Source organism: Pseudomarimonas arenosa (assembly GCF_014841215.1).
GTDB lineage: Bacteria > Pseudomonadota > Gammaproteobacteria > Xanthomonadales > Xanthomonadaceae > Pseudomarimonas > Pseudomarimonas arenosa.
On the sequence record NZ_JACYTR010000040.1, the window covers coordinates 1 to 17,996 of the forward strand.

General features: G+C 61.6%; 13 protein-coding genes. 3 read left to right on the top strand and 10 right to left on the bottom strand.

What is annotated here, in order from left to right; genetic code table 11:
- Nucleotides 1–332 precede the first annotated feature (332 nt).
- On the bottom strand, nucleotides 333–1,364 hold the full coding sequence (locus tag IFO71_RS15150) for a PEP-CTERM sorting domain-containing protein (protein ID WP_192030498.1): 1,032 nt from the start codon (nucleotides 1,362–1,364) through the stop codon (nucleotides 333–335).
- Nucleotides 1,365–2,092: 728 nt separating this feature from the next.
- Nucleotides 2,093–3,394, bottom strand: coding sequence for a pentapeptide repeat-containing protein (locus tag IFO71_RS15155; RefSeq protein ID WP_192030499.1), 1,302 nt, complete (start codon nucleotides 3,392–3,394; stop codon nucleotides 2,093–2,095).
- A gap of 402 nt (nucleotides 3,395–3,796) precedes the next feature.
- Between IFO71_RS15155 and IFO71_RS15160 the strand changes: the two genes are divergently transcribed.
- From IFO71_RS15160 to IFO71_RS15170, 3 genes are all read left to right on the top strand, one after another.
- Nucleotides 3,797–4,630: a restriction endonuclease gene (locus IFO71_RS15160; protein ID WP_192030500.1), complete on the top strand. Its 834-nt coding sequence runs from the start codon at nucleotides 3,797–3,799 to the stop codon at nucleotides 4,628–4,630.
- A gap of 140 nt (nucleotides 4,631–4,770) precedes the next feature.
- Nucleotides 4,771–5,223 (top strand): hypothetical protein, encoded by a 453-nt coding sequence (locus IFO71_RS15165; protein WP_192030501.1) that lies wholly within the window; start codon nucleotides 4,771–4,773, stop codon nucleotides 5,221–5,223.
- 229 nt (nucleotides 5,224–5,452) lie between these two features.
- A complete protein-coding gene (locus IFO71_RS15170) occupies nucleotides 5,453–6,529 on the top strand; it encodes a hypothetical protein (RefSeq protein WP_192030502.1) in 1,077 nt (358 codons plus the stop codon).
- 292 nt (nucleotides 6,530–6,821) lie between these two features.
- Here the strand turns inward: IFO71_RS15170 and IFO71_RS15175 are convergent, their stop codons facing one another.
- The 8 genes from IFO71_RS15175 to IFO71_RS15210 form a co-directional block, all read right to left on the bottom strand.
- The gene (locus tag IFO71_RS15175; protein ID WP_192030503.1) at nucleotides 6,822–8,615 is read right to left on the bottom strand and encodes a Mur ligase family protein; all 1,794 of its coding nucleotides are present in this window, start codon (nucleotides 8,613–8,615) and stop codon (nucleotides 6,822–6,824) included.
- A 299-nt stretch (nucleotides 8,616–8,914) separates the two neighbouring features.
- On the bottom strand, nucleotides 8,915–11,710 hold the full coding sequence (cphA, locus tag IFO71_RS15180; protein ID WP_192030504.1) for a cyanophycin synthetase: 2,796 nt from the start codon (nucleotides 11,708–11,710) through the stop codon (nucleotides 8,915–8,917).
- A gap of 202 nt (nucleotides 11,711–11,912) precedes the next feature.
- A complete protein-coding gene (locus IFO71_RS15185) occupies nucleotides 11,913–12,761 on the bottom strand; it encodes a cyanophycinase (protein WP_192030505.1) in 849 nt (282 codons plus the stop codon).
- Nucleotides 12,762–13,106: 345 nt separating this feature from the next.
- Nucleotides 13,107–14,282: a beta-aspartyl-peptidase gene (gene iadA / locus IFO71_RS15190; protein WP_192030506.1), complete on the bottom strand. Its 1,176-nt coding sequence runs from the start codon at nucleotides 14,280–14,282 to the stop codon at nucleotides 13,107–13,109.
- 80 nt (nucleotides 14,283–14,362) lie between these two features.
- Entirely contained in the window at nucleotides 14,363–14,905 is a 543-nt protein-coding gene (locus IFO71_RS15195) for a phosphoribosyltransferase family protein (protein ID WP_192030507.1), read from the bottom strand.
- Nucleotides 14,906–15,406: 501 nt separating this feature from the next.
- Nucleotides 15,407–16,234 carry a DUF4197 domain-containing protein gene (locus tag IFO71_RS15200; RefSeq protein ID WP_192030508.1) on the bottom strand — a complete coding sequence of 276 codons (828 nt, stop codon included), beginning with the start codon at nucleotides 16,232–16,234 and terminating at the stop codon, nucleotides 15,407–15,409.
- A gap of 132 nt (nucleotides 16,235–16,366) precedes the next feature.
- Nucleotides 16,367–17,593: a DUF418 domain-containing protein gene (locus IFO71_RS15205; RefSeq protein WP_192030509.1), complete on the bottom strand. Its 1,227-nt coding sequence runs from the start codon at nucleotides 17,591–17,593 to the stop codon at nucleotides 16,367–16,369.
- Nucleotides 17,590–17,745, bottom strand: a complete 156-nt coding sequence (locus IFO71_RS15210) for a hypothetical protein (RefSeq protein WP_192030510.1) — start codon at nucleotides 17,743–17,745, stop codon at nucleotides 17,590–17,592. The genes IFO71_RS15205 and IFO71_RS15210 overlap by 4 nt, the downstream gene beginning before the upstream one ends.
- Nucleotides 17,746–17,996: the final 251 nt, after the last annotated feature.

Genomic DNA, 17,996 nt, shown 5'->3' on the forward strand with positions numbered 1-17,996 from the left:
GCTACGCGGGACTGCGTCCCGATCTCGCCCAAGTGGGCCCACCACTTGGGCTCGTCGCGCCTTGCACTCGACGCAAAGTCCTCGGTGATCATCCGCGCCCCCTCATGAAATATCCGGGCTAGACCTGAGCGCTGATTTCGATGGAGCCGCCGATCCCGAGATCTCGAAGCGCATGTAGGGTGGGGGCAATGCTCGCAACCTGGGCACGCGCTCGCACCTTGAAGCAAAGCTGCTGATCGCCCCTCTCCCCTGGCGGGAGAGGGGGCGGTCTGAGGGTAGGCGAACGGAAGCCGGCGCCAATGAGCCGCCCATTTCAATCTTGGCTCGCCGGATCAATCATCACGGCCGGGCGGGGGAATGAGCTCCGGGCCAATGTGCGCGCGCCAGCCCTCGAATTGCCCGGCCGGGTTCAGTCCGTTCCCGACGATGGTATGGCCATCGACCGAAATCTTGGTGGCGGCAAGCAGTGTCCAGCCAGCCAGGGCCGGGCCGAGTCCATGGCGATTGATCAAATAGTTATGCAGCGACTCGATCTGATCGGTCTCCGCTCGCCAGATGAAGGCACCATGAAACGGCGAACTGGTTTGCCCCACGATGATGCTGCCATCGCCTGATACACCTGTTGCGGTTCCGGCTCCCAATGACACCATTTCATCGAGACTCGCCGTCCATCGAAATGCCTCGGCGCCAAGCGGACCATAGCTCATTCCGACAATCGTGCGGCCATCTGCCGATACATCAAACGCTTGGCTAAAGCGGATTCCAGCATAGCCGCCCAAGTGACCCAGTCCCAGCGTTAGCAAATTCTTGTGTCGAAACGCTTGCGTGTAGTACTCGAATCCACCATGACCGACATGGGTGCCTTCTTCGGAGACAGCGGTGAACGTTTCGATGCTGGCATGCACGTTCGCCGTGCCGAACATCAGGCCGCCCCCACCCATGGTGAACCCTTCCGTGTTGCCAGGCAGACTCGAGCTCACTCCAACCACGGTGGATGAGGTGGATGAAAAATCGTTGGCGCAGCTGAACGTATCGCCACCAGGAAGATCGCCTAAACCTACCATTCCACCGACGGCGGTCCAACGAAACGCCTCGGTGATGGTCTGCTGGCGCTCTGACGATTGACCACAACCCACCACGATCAATCCGTTGTTGGAAACGGCGTTTGCGACGCTGGAGAAGCCGCCTCCCGGCAAGTCGCCGATGCCTTGCATGCCTCCCGCTTGTGTCCAGACGAAGGCTTCCTTGCCATTGGCAGATTGGCTCCAACCCACCACCGTGGACCCTTGGGCCGACACATTGATGGCTGCGCTCTTGAACGCGCCTCCTGGAAGATCGCCCAGGCCTTGAAACGAAGTGGCCACGCTTGGCTGCGACAAGACCAGAAGGCATCCAGCAGTGAATGCGAGCTTGCTACCTGACTTCGATTGACTGAGCTTGAACATGATTGCAGGCCTCACGTTGGGTTGAACAAACCGGCACGGGCAGGCTGGTGCAGGTGGAACCGACTGTTCCAAGCGCTGCAGTCCGCGCTGCCTTGGAGACTACGTGGCCCTGCGACAGCGCAGACGCGAACGCTGCAAAGCAATAGCCCTAGAAGGCTGCTTTCCGGCGATGAAAGGACATTCTCACTCACAGACCGCAAGCGTGATTGGGCTGGCTTCACCTCTGATCGATACGTTTGGCCGTTATCGTGCTCAAACGGTGGGCTGGGCCCAGACTTGCAACAGGAGTCGCTACACCAGGAAGCGCCTTGCACCTACTGCCGGTGGATGGCCTCGGCATCGCATCCTACCGATTGAGTTCTGGGGCCCGAGAGTGCGGCTACAGGTCGCCCAACTGACCGCCAGCCCGCCGCGCAGCCACACGAGCCGTTCTCGCAGTGGAGTAGGGCGGGTCTTGGACCCGCCGAAGGGACGCGCGAAGGGGCGGAGGGGAATGAATTGCACAACTGCATGTTCAGAGTGGGAGGTCCAGCGTCTTGCCAGCCGGCGGGTTGAAGCTCGCCCTACAGTTACCTGCCGCACGCGAGGTGCAACATCCCATGTATCGTTTGCATGTTGGCGAGAACTGCGGTGTGACCTGTACCGATCTATTGGCTAAGATTGGGGATAGGGGCGTCAATCGCCGCGCACGTCCCATCTCCGCGTCTTGCAAACGCTTCGTGTTGGCCAGACCAAAGTTCGCAGCATTCGTCGGGGACGGTATAGGCACTCCAAACAAAGTCGCTCGGCATTTGCGTCGACTGTCGACTCATGCATGCTTCACTCAGTTTGGCGTCGGTTAGGCCTCGAACATTCATGAGATCTGCACCCGCGAGGTTGGCGAGCCTGAAATTGCTGTCGCCGATATAAGCGTGATTGAACTTGGCGCGCTCGAGTCGAGCCGCAATAAACGACGCCTGATCGAGGGTGGCGCCTTCGAAAAGGGTTCCTGCACATTGAGCGCCGTCGAATTGAGCCAGTGTCAGATTGCTCATGATCAGGCTTACGCCGTCGAGCCATGCGCGCTCGAACGACGCGGCGTTGAGATTGGAACCGCTCAAGTCAATGGTTCCCGCGGCGTCGGGCCCCTCCAACCGCCTGAGGTCGATGCCGCCAAGTCGCGCGCCTGGCGCGTGCGCACTCTCGAAGGTGACGTTCCATCGTGTCAGCTCTGGAAAACTGATGCGCAGTGCGTGCAAGTTCACGAGAAGAAAGCCACGCTCGGGGCTCATGCGTTGGTCTGTTAGCGCAGGTATCTTCAGGCTGCCCAGCCTTTCTCGAAGCCTGGGTTGCCCGAAAGCATCGTCATAGAGTGATCGAACCCCTGTCATGACCCGATAGATCCATCCGCTACCTGTTGATTCCATGACGTCGTCACCGAGCATGTCGCGGTGTATCCATCGATAGGGTTGAAATGTTTGGGTAAGGACAGCGATGCGAATGGCCAATTCAGGGGGTAAGGTCCACGCCCCATTTGCCGATCTCTCCGCCGTTGCTGAATGGGTCTGCAAGTCGGCAATCAATGGTGCGATCAGTTGCACGAACTGACTGTTGCGCTGGGCCTCTGCCAGTTCTCCGCTGACGATGGACAAGTAATTCTGCAGATCGAGCTTCTTGTTCTGGTCGGCGAGCATGAAACTCGCATGTAGAGCCAGCAGCCCACCTAGGCTTAGGCCGAGAACGAGTGTGGTTCGGCCCAAGAACATGTATCGCACCAGTGCGCCGCCTGCCTCGAGCCGCCGGGTTCCAGTCCAGCCCGGTCGGCTCAACAAAGCAAGGTAGGCATTTCTTGCGACCTGAACCAAGCGGTGTTCCTGCCCGATCGAGCTTGTCTGCAGCTCTTCAACGGTGGCTTCCAGCGCCTGAATTCGCGCGCTGTCTGTGATGGTGTCGGATCTCGAGTCGTTCATTGTGTCGGTATCGTCCGAGCGAGTAGACGCAGGCAGTTGTTCTCACGATGCGTCGGGCCTGCAGGTAGACGAAGAGTAGCGGACGCCAGTCAAACTGTGTGCAAGCGGCACGCTGCATACCGTCCACGCCGGAGCCGGTGGGTTGAAACCGCCCCACAGTCACCCGCCGTTCCCGCGTCGTCCCGGGCGGAAGTTGGGCCCGAGGCAAGTCGTTACCAACGGCTTCACCGCGTGACCAACTTAGGGTGCGGCTCGCCGCACCAACGCATCGGGTCTGCTCGCGGCGGAATCCGTCCAAGCCCTGCCTGCTATCGCAGCACTGCTTCAAAATGCACCGCCACGCTTGCACATGCCGCTTCACTGCAGCCAAGATCGACCTATCTACCTTTGGGTTCCCCGATCATGCCACGCCGACAAACTCACTTTCTGGAAGTCCTGGCCAAGCTGCCCTGGCCCATCGGTGTCGCGTTTGGCGGGCTGATCTGGCTGGGCGGTTTGGTGATTGCCCCTGCGGTGCTGGCCGGTTCGAAGTCGCCGGTTTTCAGTGCTCTGGCAACGCAGCTGCAGACGGGCACTATAAGCTTGGTCGTCTGGGCCTTTGCTGGCGCGTGTTGGATCGCCGCACTAATTTCGTTCCTGGGCCAAGGCAAGCGCCGCCGCACGCTGGAAGCGCAGAAATCGCTGGCCGATATTAAAGCGCTGAGCTGGCGGGAATTTGAGCAGTTGGTCGGTGAGGCGTTTCGTCGTCAGGGTTTCATGGTGACCGAAACCGGGCAGGGCGGCGCCGACGGCGGGGTGGATCTGCTGCTGCAGCGCGATGGCAAGAAGCGCATTGTGCAGTGCAAGCAGTGGAAGCAGCAGAAGGTCGGCGTGAACATCGTGCGCGAGCAGTTTGGCTTGCTCACTCACCACGCAGCTGAGCGCGCGATCATCGTCAGTGTCGGCGAGTTCACGCCGGAAGCGCGCCGATTTGTGGAAGGCAAGCCCATTGATCTGATCAGCGGCGCCGACCTCGTTGCGCTTATTCAGTCGGTGCAGACGAATGTGCCCGCGCCTGCACCAGTGGAGCCGGCGCTCTCATTGCCCAGCGAATCGCCACCTGCGCCCGAGCCGGCCGTGCAGGTATGCCCACGCTGCGGCAGCGCAATGGTGGAACGCACCGCGCGATCGAGTGGCTCGAAGTTTTGGGGTTGCTCCACCTTTCCCGCTTGTCGCGGTACACGGGCCTTGGTTTAGCCGGCGGATCGGGTGCACTGAAGCCTGTTCGAGCAGTGTTTGATGAGAATTCCAATCGAACGGCGGCCGAGTGAACTATTTACCTCATCCCCCAGCCCTGCAAGCTGGTAATTTCAGCTGACAAGCAGGGGGATTCCAGCATGAAGATCGTTCTCGTCGCCGCCAGCGTATTCGCATTCAGCTCCATGGCGCAGCAGGCACAGGCCTGCGATTCAGAGACCGGCGAGCGGATGCAGCGGGTGGTGCTGGATTGGAACCACCAACAGATCGACACCTGGGCCGCCAAGTCGCCCGCGATCCACACCGTCGCCCTGCCCAATGGCGTGCAACTCGGCGTGCAGATCGAACCGCAGAGCATCTACAAGCACGAGAAGTCAAGCGGCATGTTCAAATACGCGCCGGAGATGGTGAAGATCTCGCTGTGCGACACGAGCGGCAGGGAACCCAAACTCCTTACCTACACCTTCGGCGGCAGCAACTCCATCCAAGGCTACGGCGCACAAGGCGGTGCCGATAGCGTGGCGATTCTGGGGAAGCCGGGTGTTCAGTTGACGCTGTTGAAACCGGTTTGTGAGGTGGTGGAGGAAGGGTAGAGTGGGTCTTGACCCGCCGAAAGGGGCGCGAAAGCGTTGGGGGAGGTGTCATGAGTCGCAAGGCGTTGTGTTCGAGCCCTACGCGTGACCGAATCGACCGGATGCCGGCGGGTTGATACTCGCCCTGCAGTTACCCGCCGTAAGCGTGGTTCTTTGTGTGAACGACTGGCGATATTGTTGAGTATTGGCATTTGTCAAAGAAACTGACCTGTGGTCTTTGAGGGAATTTATGTCGAGCATTCCGCTTTCAGTTCAGAGAGCTTTCGTAATCGGCCCAATTGGTGATCGTGACGCCCCCTCGGAAGACCCACGCAGGATTGTCTACGAACAAGCGATTGAAGTTCTAGAACAAGTAATTGTTCCGGCTTGTGAAGCCTTCGGAATCGAAGCCTTCCGCGCAGACCAGATCCATACAACAGGAGAGATTCCTGATCAGGTATTCCGACACTTGCGTGATGCGCCTTTCGTCATCGCCGATCTGTCCGGGGCGAATCCAAACGTTATGTACGAACTGGGTTTGCGTCATACAACCGGCAAAGTAACAATCCAGATAGGAGAGCGAGGAAGGCTGCCTTTCGACATTGCTTCGATTCGGACGATCATGTTTAACCGGTCGCCGGGCGGGATGGTCGAGGCAAGAAAGTTGCTTGCCAAGTCGCTCGCTGATTGCCTTGAATCTGGAGGTGAACACGTCGCCGCGACGAGAATATGGTTCGAATCATTTGAAGATTTATCACCAAAAAGTTTGGACTCAAGCGGAGAGGAATCCGACGAGCCAGGCTTCTTGGAGTTGATAGCTGATTCGGAAGAGTCTTTGCAGTCTCTTGCTCAAGCATTTCAAGAAACTACGGATATCACCGGCGAAATCACTCAAGTCCTGTCTCAGGGTACTGTCCATCTGCAGGGAGTCGACAAAAGTGGCGGTAGCGCCTCTGCGCGGCTGGCCTCTGTTAACCGGGTTGCCTCGTTGCTAAATGATCCGACCAGCCGATTCGAAGTAACTGCAGGCGCGTTGAGTCAATGCGTCGATCGTTTGGAGCCCGGACTTCGATTCTTAGCTGCTCGGCTTTCGGAAGACCGAGATGCGATTCGAAGTAATCCAGGCTTTATACAAAGCGTTCGAAGTATGGCATCTGGCGCGAATACTGCTGCACTCAATGCAAGAAGATTCATTGAAATCATCGACAAAGTTGGTTCCGCGTCAAGAGACATGAGGCGAGTGACCAGTCGTTTGTCGAAAACTCTAGTCAAGGTTGCAGACGCCTCCGAAAGGCTGGTTGCGCTTGAACCTCTATTCGAGGAATAGCGCCTCGATGCGTTGACTCATGTCAAGATCTCTAAGGAGGTCCTCTCCAGTTTGTAGATCACGCTGAATGGCGAGAGCGAATGCAATAGGGCGTAGAGCGGGCCCTGGCGCCCTGGCCCGCCGAAGAGTGCACAAATGGTGAGTTGGATCTTGTGGTGCGGTTTCCGGATCGCAAGCCGATTAAGTTGAAGTCGGTGGGGGAGTGAATCGGGGGGCTTACCCCTCACCCCAACCCCTCTCCCTCAAGGGGAGAGGGGCTTAAGAGCTCACTGAGTTGGATGGTGGGCGCGGGCTATCGAACCTCGTTGCCGCAAATCCAGTTATTTCGACGAAGCTGATCCAGCAGGGAGCCTACCTCCGCCTGCGCCGTCAATGCATGCACCGGCAACACCAGCACATCCCCCAGCCGTGCCCATTCAAGCAGCGCTTTCACGGCTTCGATTTCCCGCGCGTGCAGGCTTAACGAGTCGTCTGACTGTCCTTGTGCGAGTAGGGCTTTCTTCAGCAGCTCCGGCACATCGCCTTGCTTGCGGCCGCGCAAATACCCATCCAGATCCTTCAACGCAATCCGCTCAGGCTTGTGGGCGGCGGCGACTTTGGCGAGTTGGGCGATGTCTTCATCCTGGCGGTTGCCGGCTTGGCCGAGCACGAGGCCTAGTCTTCCGCCTTGTATGCGTGAGGCTTGGCCGACTTGCAGTAGGCCTTCCAGGCCTTCGGGGTTATGGGCGTAGTCCATAAACACGGTGATGCCGCCGAACTGCCAGTGTTGCAGGCGGCCGGGGTTGTCTTCGCGGCGGGCGCCGAATTTGGCCAGGGTGCTGCGGATGGTGGTGCTGGGCACGCCTAGGCAGTGGGCGAGCAGGGCGGCGCCTAGCAGGTTCTGAATGTTGTAGCGGGCGGCGCCGGCCATGCTGAGGGGCATGTCGTTGACTGGGCCGAGTGAACACGTGGTTGCACCGTCGAACAGGTGCAACTCGCCGTTGTGCAGGGTGGTGTAGGGGCTGCCTTGCTGTTGGGCTTGGGTGATGGCGGGGTGTTGCGGGTCGAGCGAGAACCAGGCGATGGGTTTGCCGGTGGTGGGGCCGCGTTGGTGTAGCAGCTTGTCGTCGGCATTGAGCACCAGGTAGCCGCGTTCGCGTACGGCGCGGGCGACGATCAGTTTGACGTCGCAGAGGTCATCCAAGGTGTGGATGCCGTATTCGCCGAAGTGATCGGGGCTGATATTGGTGACCAGGGCGGCGTCGACGTGGTCGACGGCGAGGCCGCGGCGCAGCATGCCGCCACGGGCGGCTTCGATGACGGCGGCGTCGGCTTGTGGGTGGCGCAGCACCCAGCGGGCGCCGGCGGGGCCGCTGTAGTCGCCGGCTTCTGCCAGCTTGCTGTTGAAGTACAGGCCGTCGGTGCAGTTATGCGGAGTGGCTTTGCCGCTGGCGCGCAGCATGGCGGCGAGAAGGCGCACGCTGGTGGTTTTGCCGTTGGAGCCGGTGATCAGGGCGGTGGGGATACGCTGCAGGTTGTCCCATTCGATGTGATGGGGATCGGGCAGGGAGTTGAGCGCAAACGCCTGGTGGTGGCGACCGTGGCCGAGGCTGAGTTGGTCGTCATCGAGCAGGGCAGGGACGCGCTGTTGTTTGGCTTCCTTGAGTAGGGCTGTGAGGGCTGGGTGGCGCTCTTGAACAGAGAGTTTGTGCAGGCAGATGCGGGCGGCTTGCGGATCCCAGGTGGCGGGGTGGCCGGGGGCGTGCTGCATGTGCATGCCGCAGGCGCTGAGCCAGGCCCATTCGTTGATTTCGGTGGCGAGGAAGAGTTGGTCGGTGGGGGCGGTGAGGAAGAGGGAGGCGCCGGTTTGGTGGGCGCGGACCTTGAGGTGGGTTTGGCTTTCCTCTGTGGTGCCTGCGGTCCCCCTCTCCCCAACCCCTCCCCCGCGGGGGGGGAGGGGCTTTAGAGCGGTGGTGTTGTGTTCCAGGTCGGTCTCCTGTCCAACCTGGACTCCGGTTATCGCGCTGGCATGCGCAGCGGCGTGTGTGGTCTGGGCGCTTTGGGGTTCAGGGGCTTTCCCCCTCTCCCCAACCCGCACCCCGGCCATCGCGCTGGCATGCGCGATGGCGTTCGGCGGCTCGCAGCTGTGCTGCTCGAAAGCCCGCCTCACCCCGTCAGGGGGGAGGGGCTCAAGAGCAGGGGTGTCGCTGTTGACGGAGCGGGGCTCAACAGCGGGTAGTCTTAGCCAGGCGCAGGCTTGGGTTACCAGATCGGCCCAGGCTTTTAGGCGTGCGGGTTCGGCGGCCCAGGGGAGGGCGGCTTCCAGTACCGCGCCGGGTTGGTGGAAGAACAGGTTAGGGCCGGTGAGTCGGCGGGAGTCCTCGAAGGGGAGGGGGATCTCGGTGTTCAGTCGTCCTGCTCCTTGGCAAAGCGGATGCCGCGTTCATCGCGGATCATGCCTTCCCAGTCTTTTTCGTTGAAGGCGGGGGCTTCGGGTTCGGCGGGTTGCACGGCGGGTGCGGGCGCCGGGGTGGGTTTGGTGGGGGCGCTGCCTTCGGGTTTGAATTTGATCACCTGTTTCCACGAGCGGGTGAGGGCGTCGGCGAAGATCAGTAGCAGGTCGCCGGGGCGGCCCATGTGCAGGGCGTGGTCGATGGCTTCCTTTTCGTCGGGAATGATGCTGATCTGTTCGTCCTTAACGCCTTGTTCGCGCAGTACCGAGGCGATGAGTTGCGGCACTTCGTCGGGGGCGCGGCCGCGTAGGGCGTCGTCGCGGCGGCAGATGTAGTGATCGAAGCGGCCGGCGACGGCCAGGGCGATTTCGCGCAGGTCTTCGTTGCGGCGGTCGCCGGGGCCGGCGACCACGATGATGCGGCGGCCGCGCACATCCAGGCGTTGGGCGAGGTCGGCCATCACGCCGACGGCATGGGCATTGTGGCCGTAGTCGAACAGCACCTTGAACGGATGCTCGTCGAATACGTTCATCCGGCCGGGGGCCTGGAAGAAGGTGGTGTCGAAGGTGCGCAGGCCCTGGCGTATGGCATCGAGCTTGATGCCCATCGAGAAGGCGATCGAGGCGGCGATCATGGCGTTCTGCACATTGTGGGTGGCGCGGCCTTCCAGGGTGGCGGGAATCAGATGGGTCCACAGCAGGGGGATGTGGCTGCCCTTGTCGTAGAACGTAATCATCTGTCCATTCACACCGGCTTCCAGCGCACAGGCGCGGCCGCCGGCGCGGATGTGCTCGCGCACCAGGGCGTGTTGCGGGTTCATGGTGACGTAGCAGATCACCTTGGCATCGGTGTAGGCCGACATCTTCAGCACATTGGGGTCGTCGGCGTTCAGCACCGCGCAGTCTTCGGCTACTTCCACCACGATGCGCTTGATCTCGGCCAGCTGCTCCAGGGTGTCGATGCCCTTCATGCCGAGATGATCGGACTGCACGTTAAGCACGGCGCCGACATTCACCGCGGGTACGCCCATGCCAGCGCGGATCAGGCCGCCGCGGGCGGTTTCCAGTACGGCAAAGTCGATCTGCGGGTCGGCCAGCACCATGCGTGCCGACACCGGGCCGGTCATATCGCCCTCGACGGTGCGTTGGCCGTCGATGTATACGCCATCGGTGGTGGTCAAACCGGGTGTGTAGCCGGCCATCTTGGCGATGTGGGCCATCATGCGCGCGGTGGTGGTCTTGCCATTGGTACCGGTAATGGCGCAGATCGGTACCCGCGAGGGCGTGCCGGGCGGGAACAGCATGTCGATCACCGGGCCGGCGGCGTCGCGCGGCCGGCCTTCGCTGGGCGCCACGTGCATGCGGAAGCCGGGGGCGGCGTTTACTTCGCAGATGCCGCCGCCAATGGTCTTGTAGCTTTCGGCGATATTGGTGCTGAGGAAATCCACGCCGCCGACATCGAGGCCGATCGCGCGCACGGCGCGCATCGCCATATCGCGGTTATCCGGATGGATGATGTCGGTGACATCGGTGGCGGTGCCGCCGGTGGAGAGATTGGCGGTGGAGCGCAGATGGATTACCCGATCGCGCTCGGGCACGCTGTCGGCGTTCACCTCCTGCCGCGCCATCATCATCTCGGCTTGAGCATCGAGTTCAATCCGGGTGAGCACTTTCTCGTGGCCAACGCCGCGGCGCGGATCCTGATTGACGATATCGACCAGCTGGCGAATGGTATGCATGCCATCACCCACCACGTGGCCTGGGGTGCGGCGGGTAGCGGCCACCAGTTCGCCGTTCACCACCAGCAGACGGTGGTCGTCGCCTTCGAGGAAGGTTTCGACGATGACCGAGCGCGAGTGTTCGCGCGCCTTCTTGAAGCCTTCGATCACTTCCTCTTCGCTGGTGAGGCGAATCGAAATGCCGCGACCGTGATTGCCGTTGTAGGGTTTAGTGACCACCGGATAGCCGATGCGTCGCGCCGCCCGCACTGCGCTGCTCTCGCTCTGCACCAGCTCCTGTCGCGGTACAGGAAGGCCCAGCGTGCCGAGAATCTTGTTGGTTTCTTCCTTGTCGCTGGCCAGCTCCACCGCGATGTGTGAGGTTTTGCCGGTGACGGTGGCCTGGATGCGTTGCTGGAAGCGGCCATGACCAAGTTGGACCAGGCTTTGCTCGTTCAATCTTAACCAGGGGATACCGCGATCTTCAGCGGCTTTTACCAGCGAGGCGGTGGAGGGGCCGAGCGCGCGGCGCTGCGCATAGCGAATGAATTCATCGCGGGCTTCGGGCCAGTTCCAGTCGGCTTCGACGCTATCGGCGGGGCGGATGTCAGGCGGCAGCAGTGAGCACAGCAGGGTGAGGGCCAGTTCGCCGGCGGCGATGCCTTCTTCACGCTGGGTGTATTCGTAGACCACGGTGTAGACGCCGGGTCGGCCGTCGATACTGCGTGTTTTGCCGAAGGTGACGTCGGAGCCGGCCACGTTCTGCAGTTCGATGGCGACGTGTTCCATCACATGGCCGAGCCAGGTGCCTTCGTCTTCCTTCATCCGCCGGATCAAGCCGCCGGGTTCGCGGTAGGAGCAGCCGTGCTCGGCCAGGCCGGGCAGGGCTTCGACCAGGGCATCGACAAACATTTCCCCGAGCTTGGCGGTCGGCCAGTTTTCCAGCTCGCCAAGATCAAGCTCCAGCTTGATGACCGGGAAGTGGGCATAGAGCGAGGGGCCGACGTACACCGAGCGATCGAGGATGCGCATTGCGTTACTCCTGGCGGTTTGCTGCTGTTGACGATTCCGTGTTGTGAGAAGCGAAGTGTTGTTTGGGTGCGTTGCCTTCGTCGTCCATCCCCCTCACCCCGTTGCCCCTCTCCCTCACCTCAACCCCTCCCCCTCACCCCAACCCCTCTTCCTCCAGGGGAGAGGGGCTTCAGAGCGAGGAGCGAAACTCTACGCGTTGTGATTATCCCGCCTCTTTCGGCGACACCAAGGCGCCCGCCGAGGCTTGGCGGGTATGCAGGTTGAAGGTAGCACCGTGGACCAGTACGTGAACACTGAGGCCGAGTAGACAGACTGGCTCACCTTCGTCGACCCGATCCATCGAGCTGAATTGCAGGCCGGCGGCGTCGATCACGGTAACTGCGCCGCTGCCTTCCACTTCCAGGGTGTTGTCCGGGCCGATAAAGGCGGCGGTGTCTTCGTCCAGGCCAATGCCGACCGCGAATGGGTTGAATGCCAAGGCGGTGGCGAGGCGGCCAAGGCGGTCGCGCTGGCGGAAGTGTTGGTCGATGATGAAGCGGTTGGTCAGGCCCAGGCCCGGTGCCAGGCGCACGCTGCCGGCCATCGGTGAGCCACCTTCCTCGCCGAACGCGATCATATGTTCAGAGAGGATAGCGGCACCGGCGCTGGTGCCGGCCACATGCACGCCATGGGCGTTGCGCACCCGGATCAGCTTGGCCACCGGGGTGCCGCCGAGCAGGGTGGTGATGCGCAGCTGATTGCCGCCGGTGAAGAACACCCCGCTGGCCTGCTCGATTCGCTTGAGGCGGGATTTTTCCTCGGTGTCGCGGCGGGTGTCGAAATCGATCGAGGTCACCTTGCCGGCGCCGAGTTCGCCGAAAATCTTTTCGTAGCGGCTACCGGTGTCGGCCAGCCGGCTGGCGGTGGGGATGACCACGATATCGGCCTGATCACCGCCGCATAACTCAACGAAGCGGCGCAGGATGCGCGGATCGTTTTCTTTGTCTTCGGCGCCGCCGATCGGAATGATCCAGCCGCGTTGTTCTCCATCTGGGATCTTGCTTGGGCACATCCTGTTGTGAATCCTCTACAGTGAAACTATTGGTTTTGCCCCCCTCTCCCCAACCCCTCCCCCGCCAGGGGGGAGGGGCTTCAAGCGAACGCCGCCACTGGGCAGATTAGAGCAAGCTCCGCCATCAGATGGGCTAGAGCAAGCTCCTCAGCCGGGGAGGCCTACGGCAAGCTCCTCAGCCGGGGGGCTAGGGCAGGCTCCTCCGCCAGGAGGAAGGGGGTTAAGTCGGATCTTGGAACAAGGGGTTGACGCTTACCTGATCTCTGGCGAGGCCTGCTATTCCTAGCAGCCCAGCTCCCCTCCCCCTGGCGGGGGAGGGGTTGGGGGAGAGGGGGAAACTATCAGTCATTCAAATCGTCCTCGCCGAACCAACTGCCCGTCCGCCACGTGCCGAACACCCAGCGCCCACACGTCACTGGCAGTACCGGATGCCGATAAGGCCACAAGATCAGCATCGGCGCCGACCGCAATCCGCCCCTTGCTGTGCAGTCGCAGCAGCAAAGCGGGGTTTCGGGTCATCGAGGGAAGTATCTGTTCAAGCGGCAGGCCAGCGGTGAGGCAGTCGCGCAGGGTGCCGAGCAGGGCGCCGGGGGAGCCGATGTCCATGGAGCACAGCTGGCCCTTGTCGTCAAAGCAGGGCAGGCAGCCGCCAGCGTCGGAGCTGATGCTGATTCGGTCGGCGGGCAAACCCGAGGCTAAGTAGCGTTGCAGGCCTTGGGCGGCGGTGTAGGCGTCTTCGTCCTCGTCGACCGGAAAGGCCGTCAGGTCGATATGGCAGCCGCGCTCAGCCAGCTCCAGGGCTTCCTCGAACAGGGCGGTGCGGCGGTTGACGTGGGTAGGGTTGTAGACCCGGGCCGGCAGTTCGGCTTGATCGAGGGCGGCGCGAATCAGTTGCAGGCCGCGTGATCCGTTGCCGAGATGCAAATGCAGAAGGCCGGCCTTGCCGCTCATCAATCCGGCGACATGCGCTTCGGACGCTACCCGCAGCAATTCTTCGAGGGTCGGCTGGCTGGAACGATGATCGCTGATCGCCAGTTCGCCAACACCGATGAGCGGGTCGATAAAGGCGATATCGGCGCGCACGCTGCCAGTGAGGGTGGCGCAGGGCAGGTGATAGCCGCCGCAATAGCCCCAGGCACTGAGGCCCTCTTCGCGCAGGCCATACAGGGTGGCGACCAGCTCGCGCACGCTGCGCGCGCAGTCGTCGGTGCCGAGCAGGCCGATCACCGTGGTGACGCCACCGTGGGTATAGCGCGACAAGGGCAGGGCCGGCACGCGGGTGGCAAAGCCGCCTTCGCCGCCTCCGCCGGTGGTGTGCACATGCCCGTCGACCAGGCCGGGAATCAGGCGCAATCCTTGTAAATCAACGGCTTCGGCCGCGACTCCGCTCGGTGTGGGGGCCGACATGCCAGCCATCCAGACGATCTTGCCGCCGGCCAGCAGCAGTTGTTGCGGCCCCAGCGGTTCGGGGGCATAGACCTCGGCGTTGCGGATCAGGGTGAGTGGGGGCGCGGTGTTCAATGCGTGCGAACGAGTGCGGACAAGGCTGAACTATACAGGAGGGCCGGAAGGTGGCTCCTGTGGGGCATGAAATATCCGGGTTAGGCCTCGGGCCGCCACAGGTCCACCGCAAACTTCTCCTCATACGGCGGCACATTGCATTCGATCACGTCGCTGGGGGCGATCTTGAGTGTTAAGCCGACGATATCGGCGCGTACCGGCATCTTGTAGCGTTGGCGGTCGACCAGGACGGCAGCGTGGGCGCTGGCGACGCCTTGGGTGTTCAGCCATTCCAGCACGCGGAACAGGGAATAGCCCTGATACAGCACATCGTCAACCACGATCACCCGCTTGCCGGCAAGTTCGGCGCCGCTGGGGGCTTCAAGTGCAGTATTGGGGTGCAGCAGCTCCAGGGTGTCGGCGTAGCGCTTCACCTTGACATCGATGCGCTGGAACGCGGTGTTCAGTCCGCGGCGTCTTAGCGCATCGTGCAGTCGGTCGGCCAGCGGGGCGCCGCGACGCAGCATGCCGAGGATCACGGTCGGGGTGGCATCCAGCAGGTTGGCGCATTGCCGCGCCATATCGTCGATGACGTCGGCCAGCTGAGCTTCGTTGTAAAGCTCGAAGCGGATTCCCTTGCTCATGGATGCCCTCGGTCTGATTCTTCTGGACGGATTCTGCCAGCGCAGCGCAGGGTTGTCAGGCCGGGCTCCACCAACAGGCCTGAGCTGCTCGCAGCATGCGGATGGCACTTCCGAAGTGGGGGCGTCGTTCTTTGCAGACCCAGGGGCGCTTCGACCAGATACCCTTCGGCCAGCTCAGGGTGCGCCTCCGCGCTGGCTGAGCGCGTCGAAGCCAGCTTGATCGGAGCGAGGCGTTATCAGGCTGCTGAAACTCATTTCAGCAGCCTGATATCGCGCGCCAAGGGCGGCGCGCTCGGAAAGCAAACCCGCACGTGTTTGATTCCCGGCAGGTGTGGCGCGGCTTTGCCGCGACCGGCTTGCCGTGAGCCTGCCGCACGGCGGTCCCTGAGCTTGTCGAAGGGTTGCGCTGAAAATCTCCAGGATGGAGGTATTTCAGCAGCCTGTTAGGGCTTACCCAGCCGACGCACCACGGATTGAGAGGCCGCTCGCCAGGACGTGACGTCAGCGCGAGAAAACCCGGCGCAGCAGGTCCGAGGCCTGGCCCACCGGGTCCTTGCGAATGGCTTTTTCCTGCTCGCCGATATAGAAGAACAGCCCCTCCAGCGCTTTGTCGGTGACATAGGTGTCGAGGTCGAGATCATCGCTGACCAGCAGTCCGCCCATCTCGCCAGTCTTGTCGATCAAGCGTTTGTAGCTCTTGGTCACGCCCGAGGCCTCGGTCGACTGCTTGACGATCGGCATGAAGGCTTCACGCAGCTTGTCGCTTGAAGTCTTGCGGAAATAATCCGTAGCCGAGGTCTCGCCGCCGCGCACCAGGCCGATGGCATCTTCCAGGCTCATGTTCTTGATCGAGTCGCCGAGTATGCTGGCCGCCTGTGGCACGGCCTTCTCAGCTGCCCGGTTCATCGAGGTCTCGAAGCGATCAACATACTTGCCGGCACCCAGGGATTTGGCCATGTCGGTGAGCTTGCGCAGCTTCTTCGGCACCAGGATCTTGACTGCCTGATCGGTGAGAAATCCGTCTTCCTGCCCGAGTTGGGAAATCGCCTTCTCCACGCCCTTGCCCAGCGCCTCACGGATGCCTTTGCCCGCATCGGATTGGCTGATGCTGGTCGCGCTGGCGGAGGCCGAAGTAGCGGCATCGCTGACCTTGCCTTCCTCGGTCTTGGGTTTGTCCTTGTTCTTGTCCTTGTCGCCTTTCAGCTTCTTCTCAAGCTTCTTCAGCGCCTTATCGACGTCGCTGTCGGAGGCCAGGGTCGGTTGGCTGAAGGAAAACGCCAGTGCAATGCAGAGGCTTAGGCGGCCCAGCCACGAGTGAGTGGAGGTCATCTTGGCTCCTGAGATTTCGACCAGCCTGAACTTTAGTGGCATCGAGCCACGCGTGCGTGAAGAATTCGCTAGGCCGGCCGCTTCACCGCCCCGCGTTGCGTCGGCGGAAGTATGGTTTGCGCGATCGCAGGGCTAGCGGCGCATGCGCGGGCGTTTCCAATAGCTCAAGGCTCGCCATAGCCATTCCAGTGGGCCAAAGCGATAGCGTTGCATCCAGATCGGCGACCAGATCAGCAGGATCAACCACACGCCCAGCACCACCAGCAGCTGCTGCCAGCGTTCAAAGCTGCCGAAGTAGCCCAGCCCGAAGCCGTAGAACACGAAGGTGCAGAGCAGAGATTGCGCGATGTAGTTGCTGAAGGCCATGCGTCCCACCGCCATTAGACGTGTGCGCAGACGGCTTAGCACACCCAGTTGATGAATTCGCATGATCAAGCCGAGATAGGCCAGGGCGAGACCCAGGCTGCCGATGTAATTGAACTGCGCGCCACCGAACATGGACTGCTCCAGGGACCAGCCGTGGCTGAAGTTCCACTGCACGCCCCAGCTGGAAAGACCGATGCCGAACAGCGTGCCGATCACGATCAGTCGGTTGTAGAAGCTGGCGCTGCGCGATGCGCTCAATACACCGAGTTTGTACAGCGCCATCCCCAGCAGCATCATGCTCATGCCGCGCCAGAAGAAGAAGACGGCGAACACCAGGGTTTCCAGCATCAGTGCCGACTTGTGACGCTGCGCCTGCTGTTCGAGCCAGCTGCCGGTGTAGGCATTGAGTTCTTCCTGAATCTTGTCCACCGACGGCGCCCAGGATTTCAGCATCGCGGCCTTGGCCTGTGCGGGGATCTCGCCCATGGCCAGCTGGGTCAATCCGTTGTAGAGCACCGGCATCAGAAAGAACACAGCGCTCCAGATGATCAGGGCGCGCGGTGACAGGCGGCGAAACCAGAACACCAGGAATCCGCACAGAGCGTAGCTGACCAGAATGTCGCCGTACCAGATGAAATGCGCATGGATCAGGCCGAACAACAGCAGCCAGAACATGCGCCGATAGTGCAGGCCCAAGGCACCGCCACTCTTGCCCTCGGCGCGCTCGGTGAACACACATACGCCAGCGCCGAACAATATCGAGAACAGGGAGATGAACTTCTGATCGGCCAGCACATGGGTCAGCGACCACACCCAGAAATTCACGCCACTGAGATCGCCATAGGAGCTCGGATTCATGTAGGCCGAGCCGGGCATGGCGAATACCTGGATATTCATCAGCAGGATGCCAAGCAAGGCAAAGCCACGCAGCAGATCAAGGCTGTCGATGCGCTCGGTGCCGGGCAGCGGCTGGGGTTGGAAGTCGTGGCTCATGCGAAGTCTCGTAGCGAGAGGTAAGCGACCTTGGCATCGGGCTGCCCGTTGTGCAACTGTTCGAACAATGCCGTGCTGGCGATTTTTTGACCGATTCGCTTGACACGCATGCTGCCAAGCGGGTCGTGGACGTCTATCGACGACTTGTCCACAGGGCTATCCCCGGCGATTCGTGGATAAGTCGCGGTGAGCAGTCGGGCTTGACTTTTCTGCTGAAATTCGATGTTCAGGCTGAAACGGGGGGCGTGAATTCTTGCTGGTCAAAATCTAAGCAATTCGCTTGACACGCCTTGTGTGGTGCGGGCCGTGGCGTTCTATCGACGGATTGTCCACAGGGCTATCCAGGGGGCGCGTGGATAAGTCGAGGAATCGGGGGTGTATTTCGTGTTCGGCAGTTGAGCTT

Bases quoted from the DNA above. Each gene is read 5' to 3' on its own strand.
- IFO71_RS15155 (WP_192030499.1), bottom strand. From the start codon at position 3,394: ATGAACGACTCGAGATCCGACACCATCACAGACAGCGCGCGAATTCAG.
- IFO71_RS15160 (WP_192030500.1), top strand. From the start codon at position 3,797: ATGCCACGCCGACAAACTCACTTTCTGGAAGTCCTGGCCAAGCTGCCC.
- IFO71_RS15165 (WP_192030501.1), top strand. From the start codon at position 4,771: ATGAAGATCGTTCTCGTCGCCGCCAGCGTATTCGCATTCAGCTCCATG.
- IFO71_RS15170 (WP_192030502.1), top strand. From the start codon at position 5,453: ATGTCGAGCATTCCGCTTTCAGTTCAGAGAGCTTTCGTAATCGGCCCA.
- IFO71_RS15175 (WP_192030503.1), bottom strand. From the start codon at position 8,615: ATGGCCGGGGTGCGGGTTGGGGAGAGGGGGAAAGCCCCTGAACCCCAA.
- cphA (WP_192030504.1), bottom strand. From the start codon at position 11,710: ATGCGCATCCTCGATCGCTCGGTGTACGTCGGCCCCTCGCTCTATGCC.
- IFO71_RS15185 (WP_192030505.1), bottom strand. From the start codon at position 12,761: ATGTGCCCAAGCAAGATCCCAGATGGAGAACAACGCGGCTGGATCATT.
- IFO71_RS15195 (WP_192030507.1), bottom strand. From the start codon at position 14,905: ATGAGCAAGGGAATCCGCTTCGAGCTTTACAACGAAGCTCAGCTGGCC.
- IFO71_RS15200 (WP_192030508.1), bottom strand. From the start codon at position 16,234: ATGACCTCCACTCACTCGTGGCTGGGCCGCCTAAGCCTCTGCATTGCA.
- IFO71_RS15205 (WP_192030509.1), bottom strand. From the start codon at position 17,593: ATGAGCCACGACTTCCAACCCCAGCCGCTGCCCGGCACCGAGCGCATC.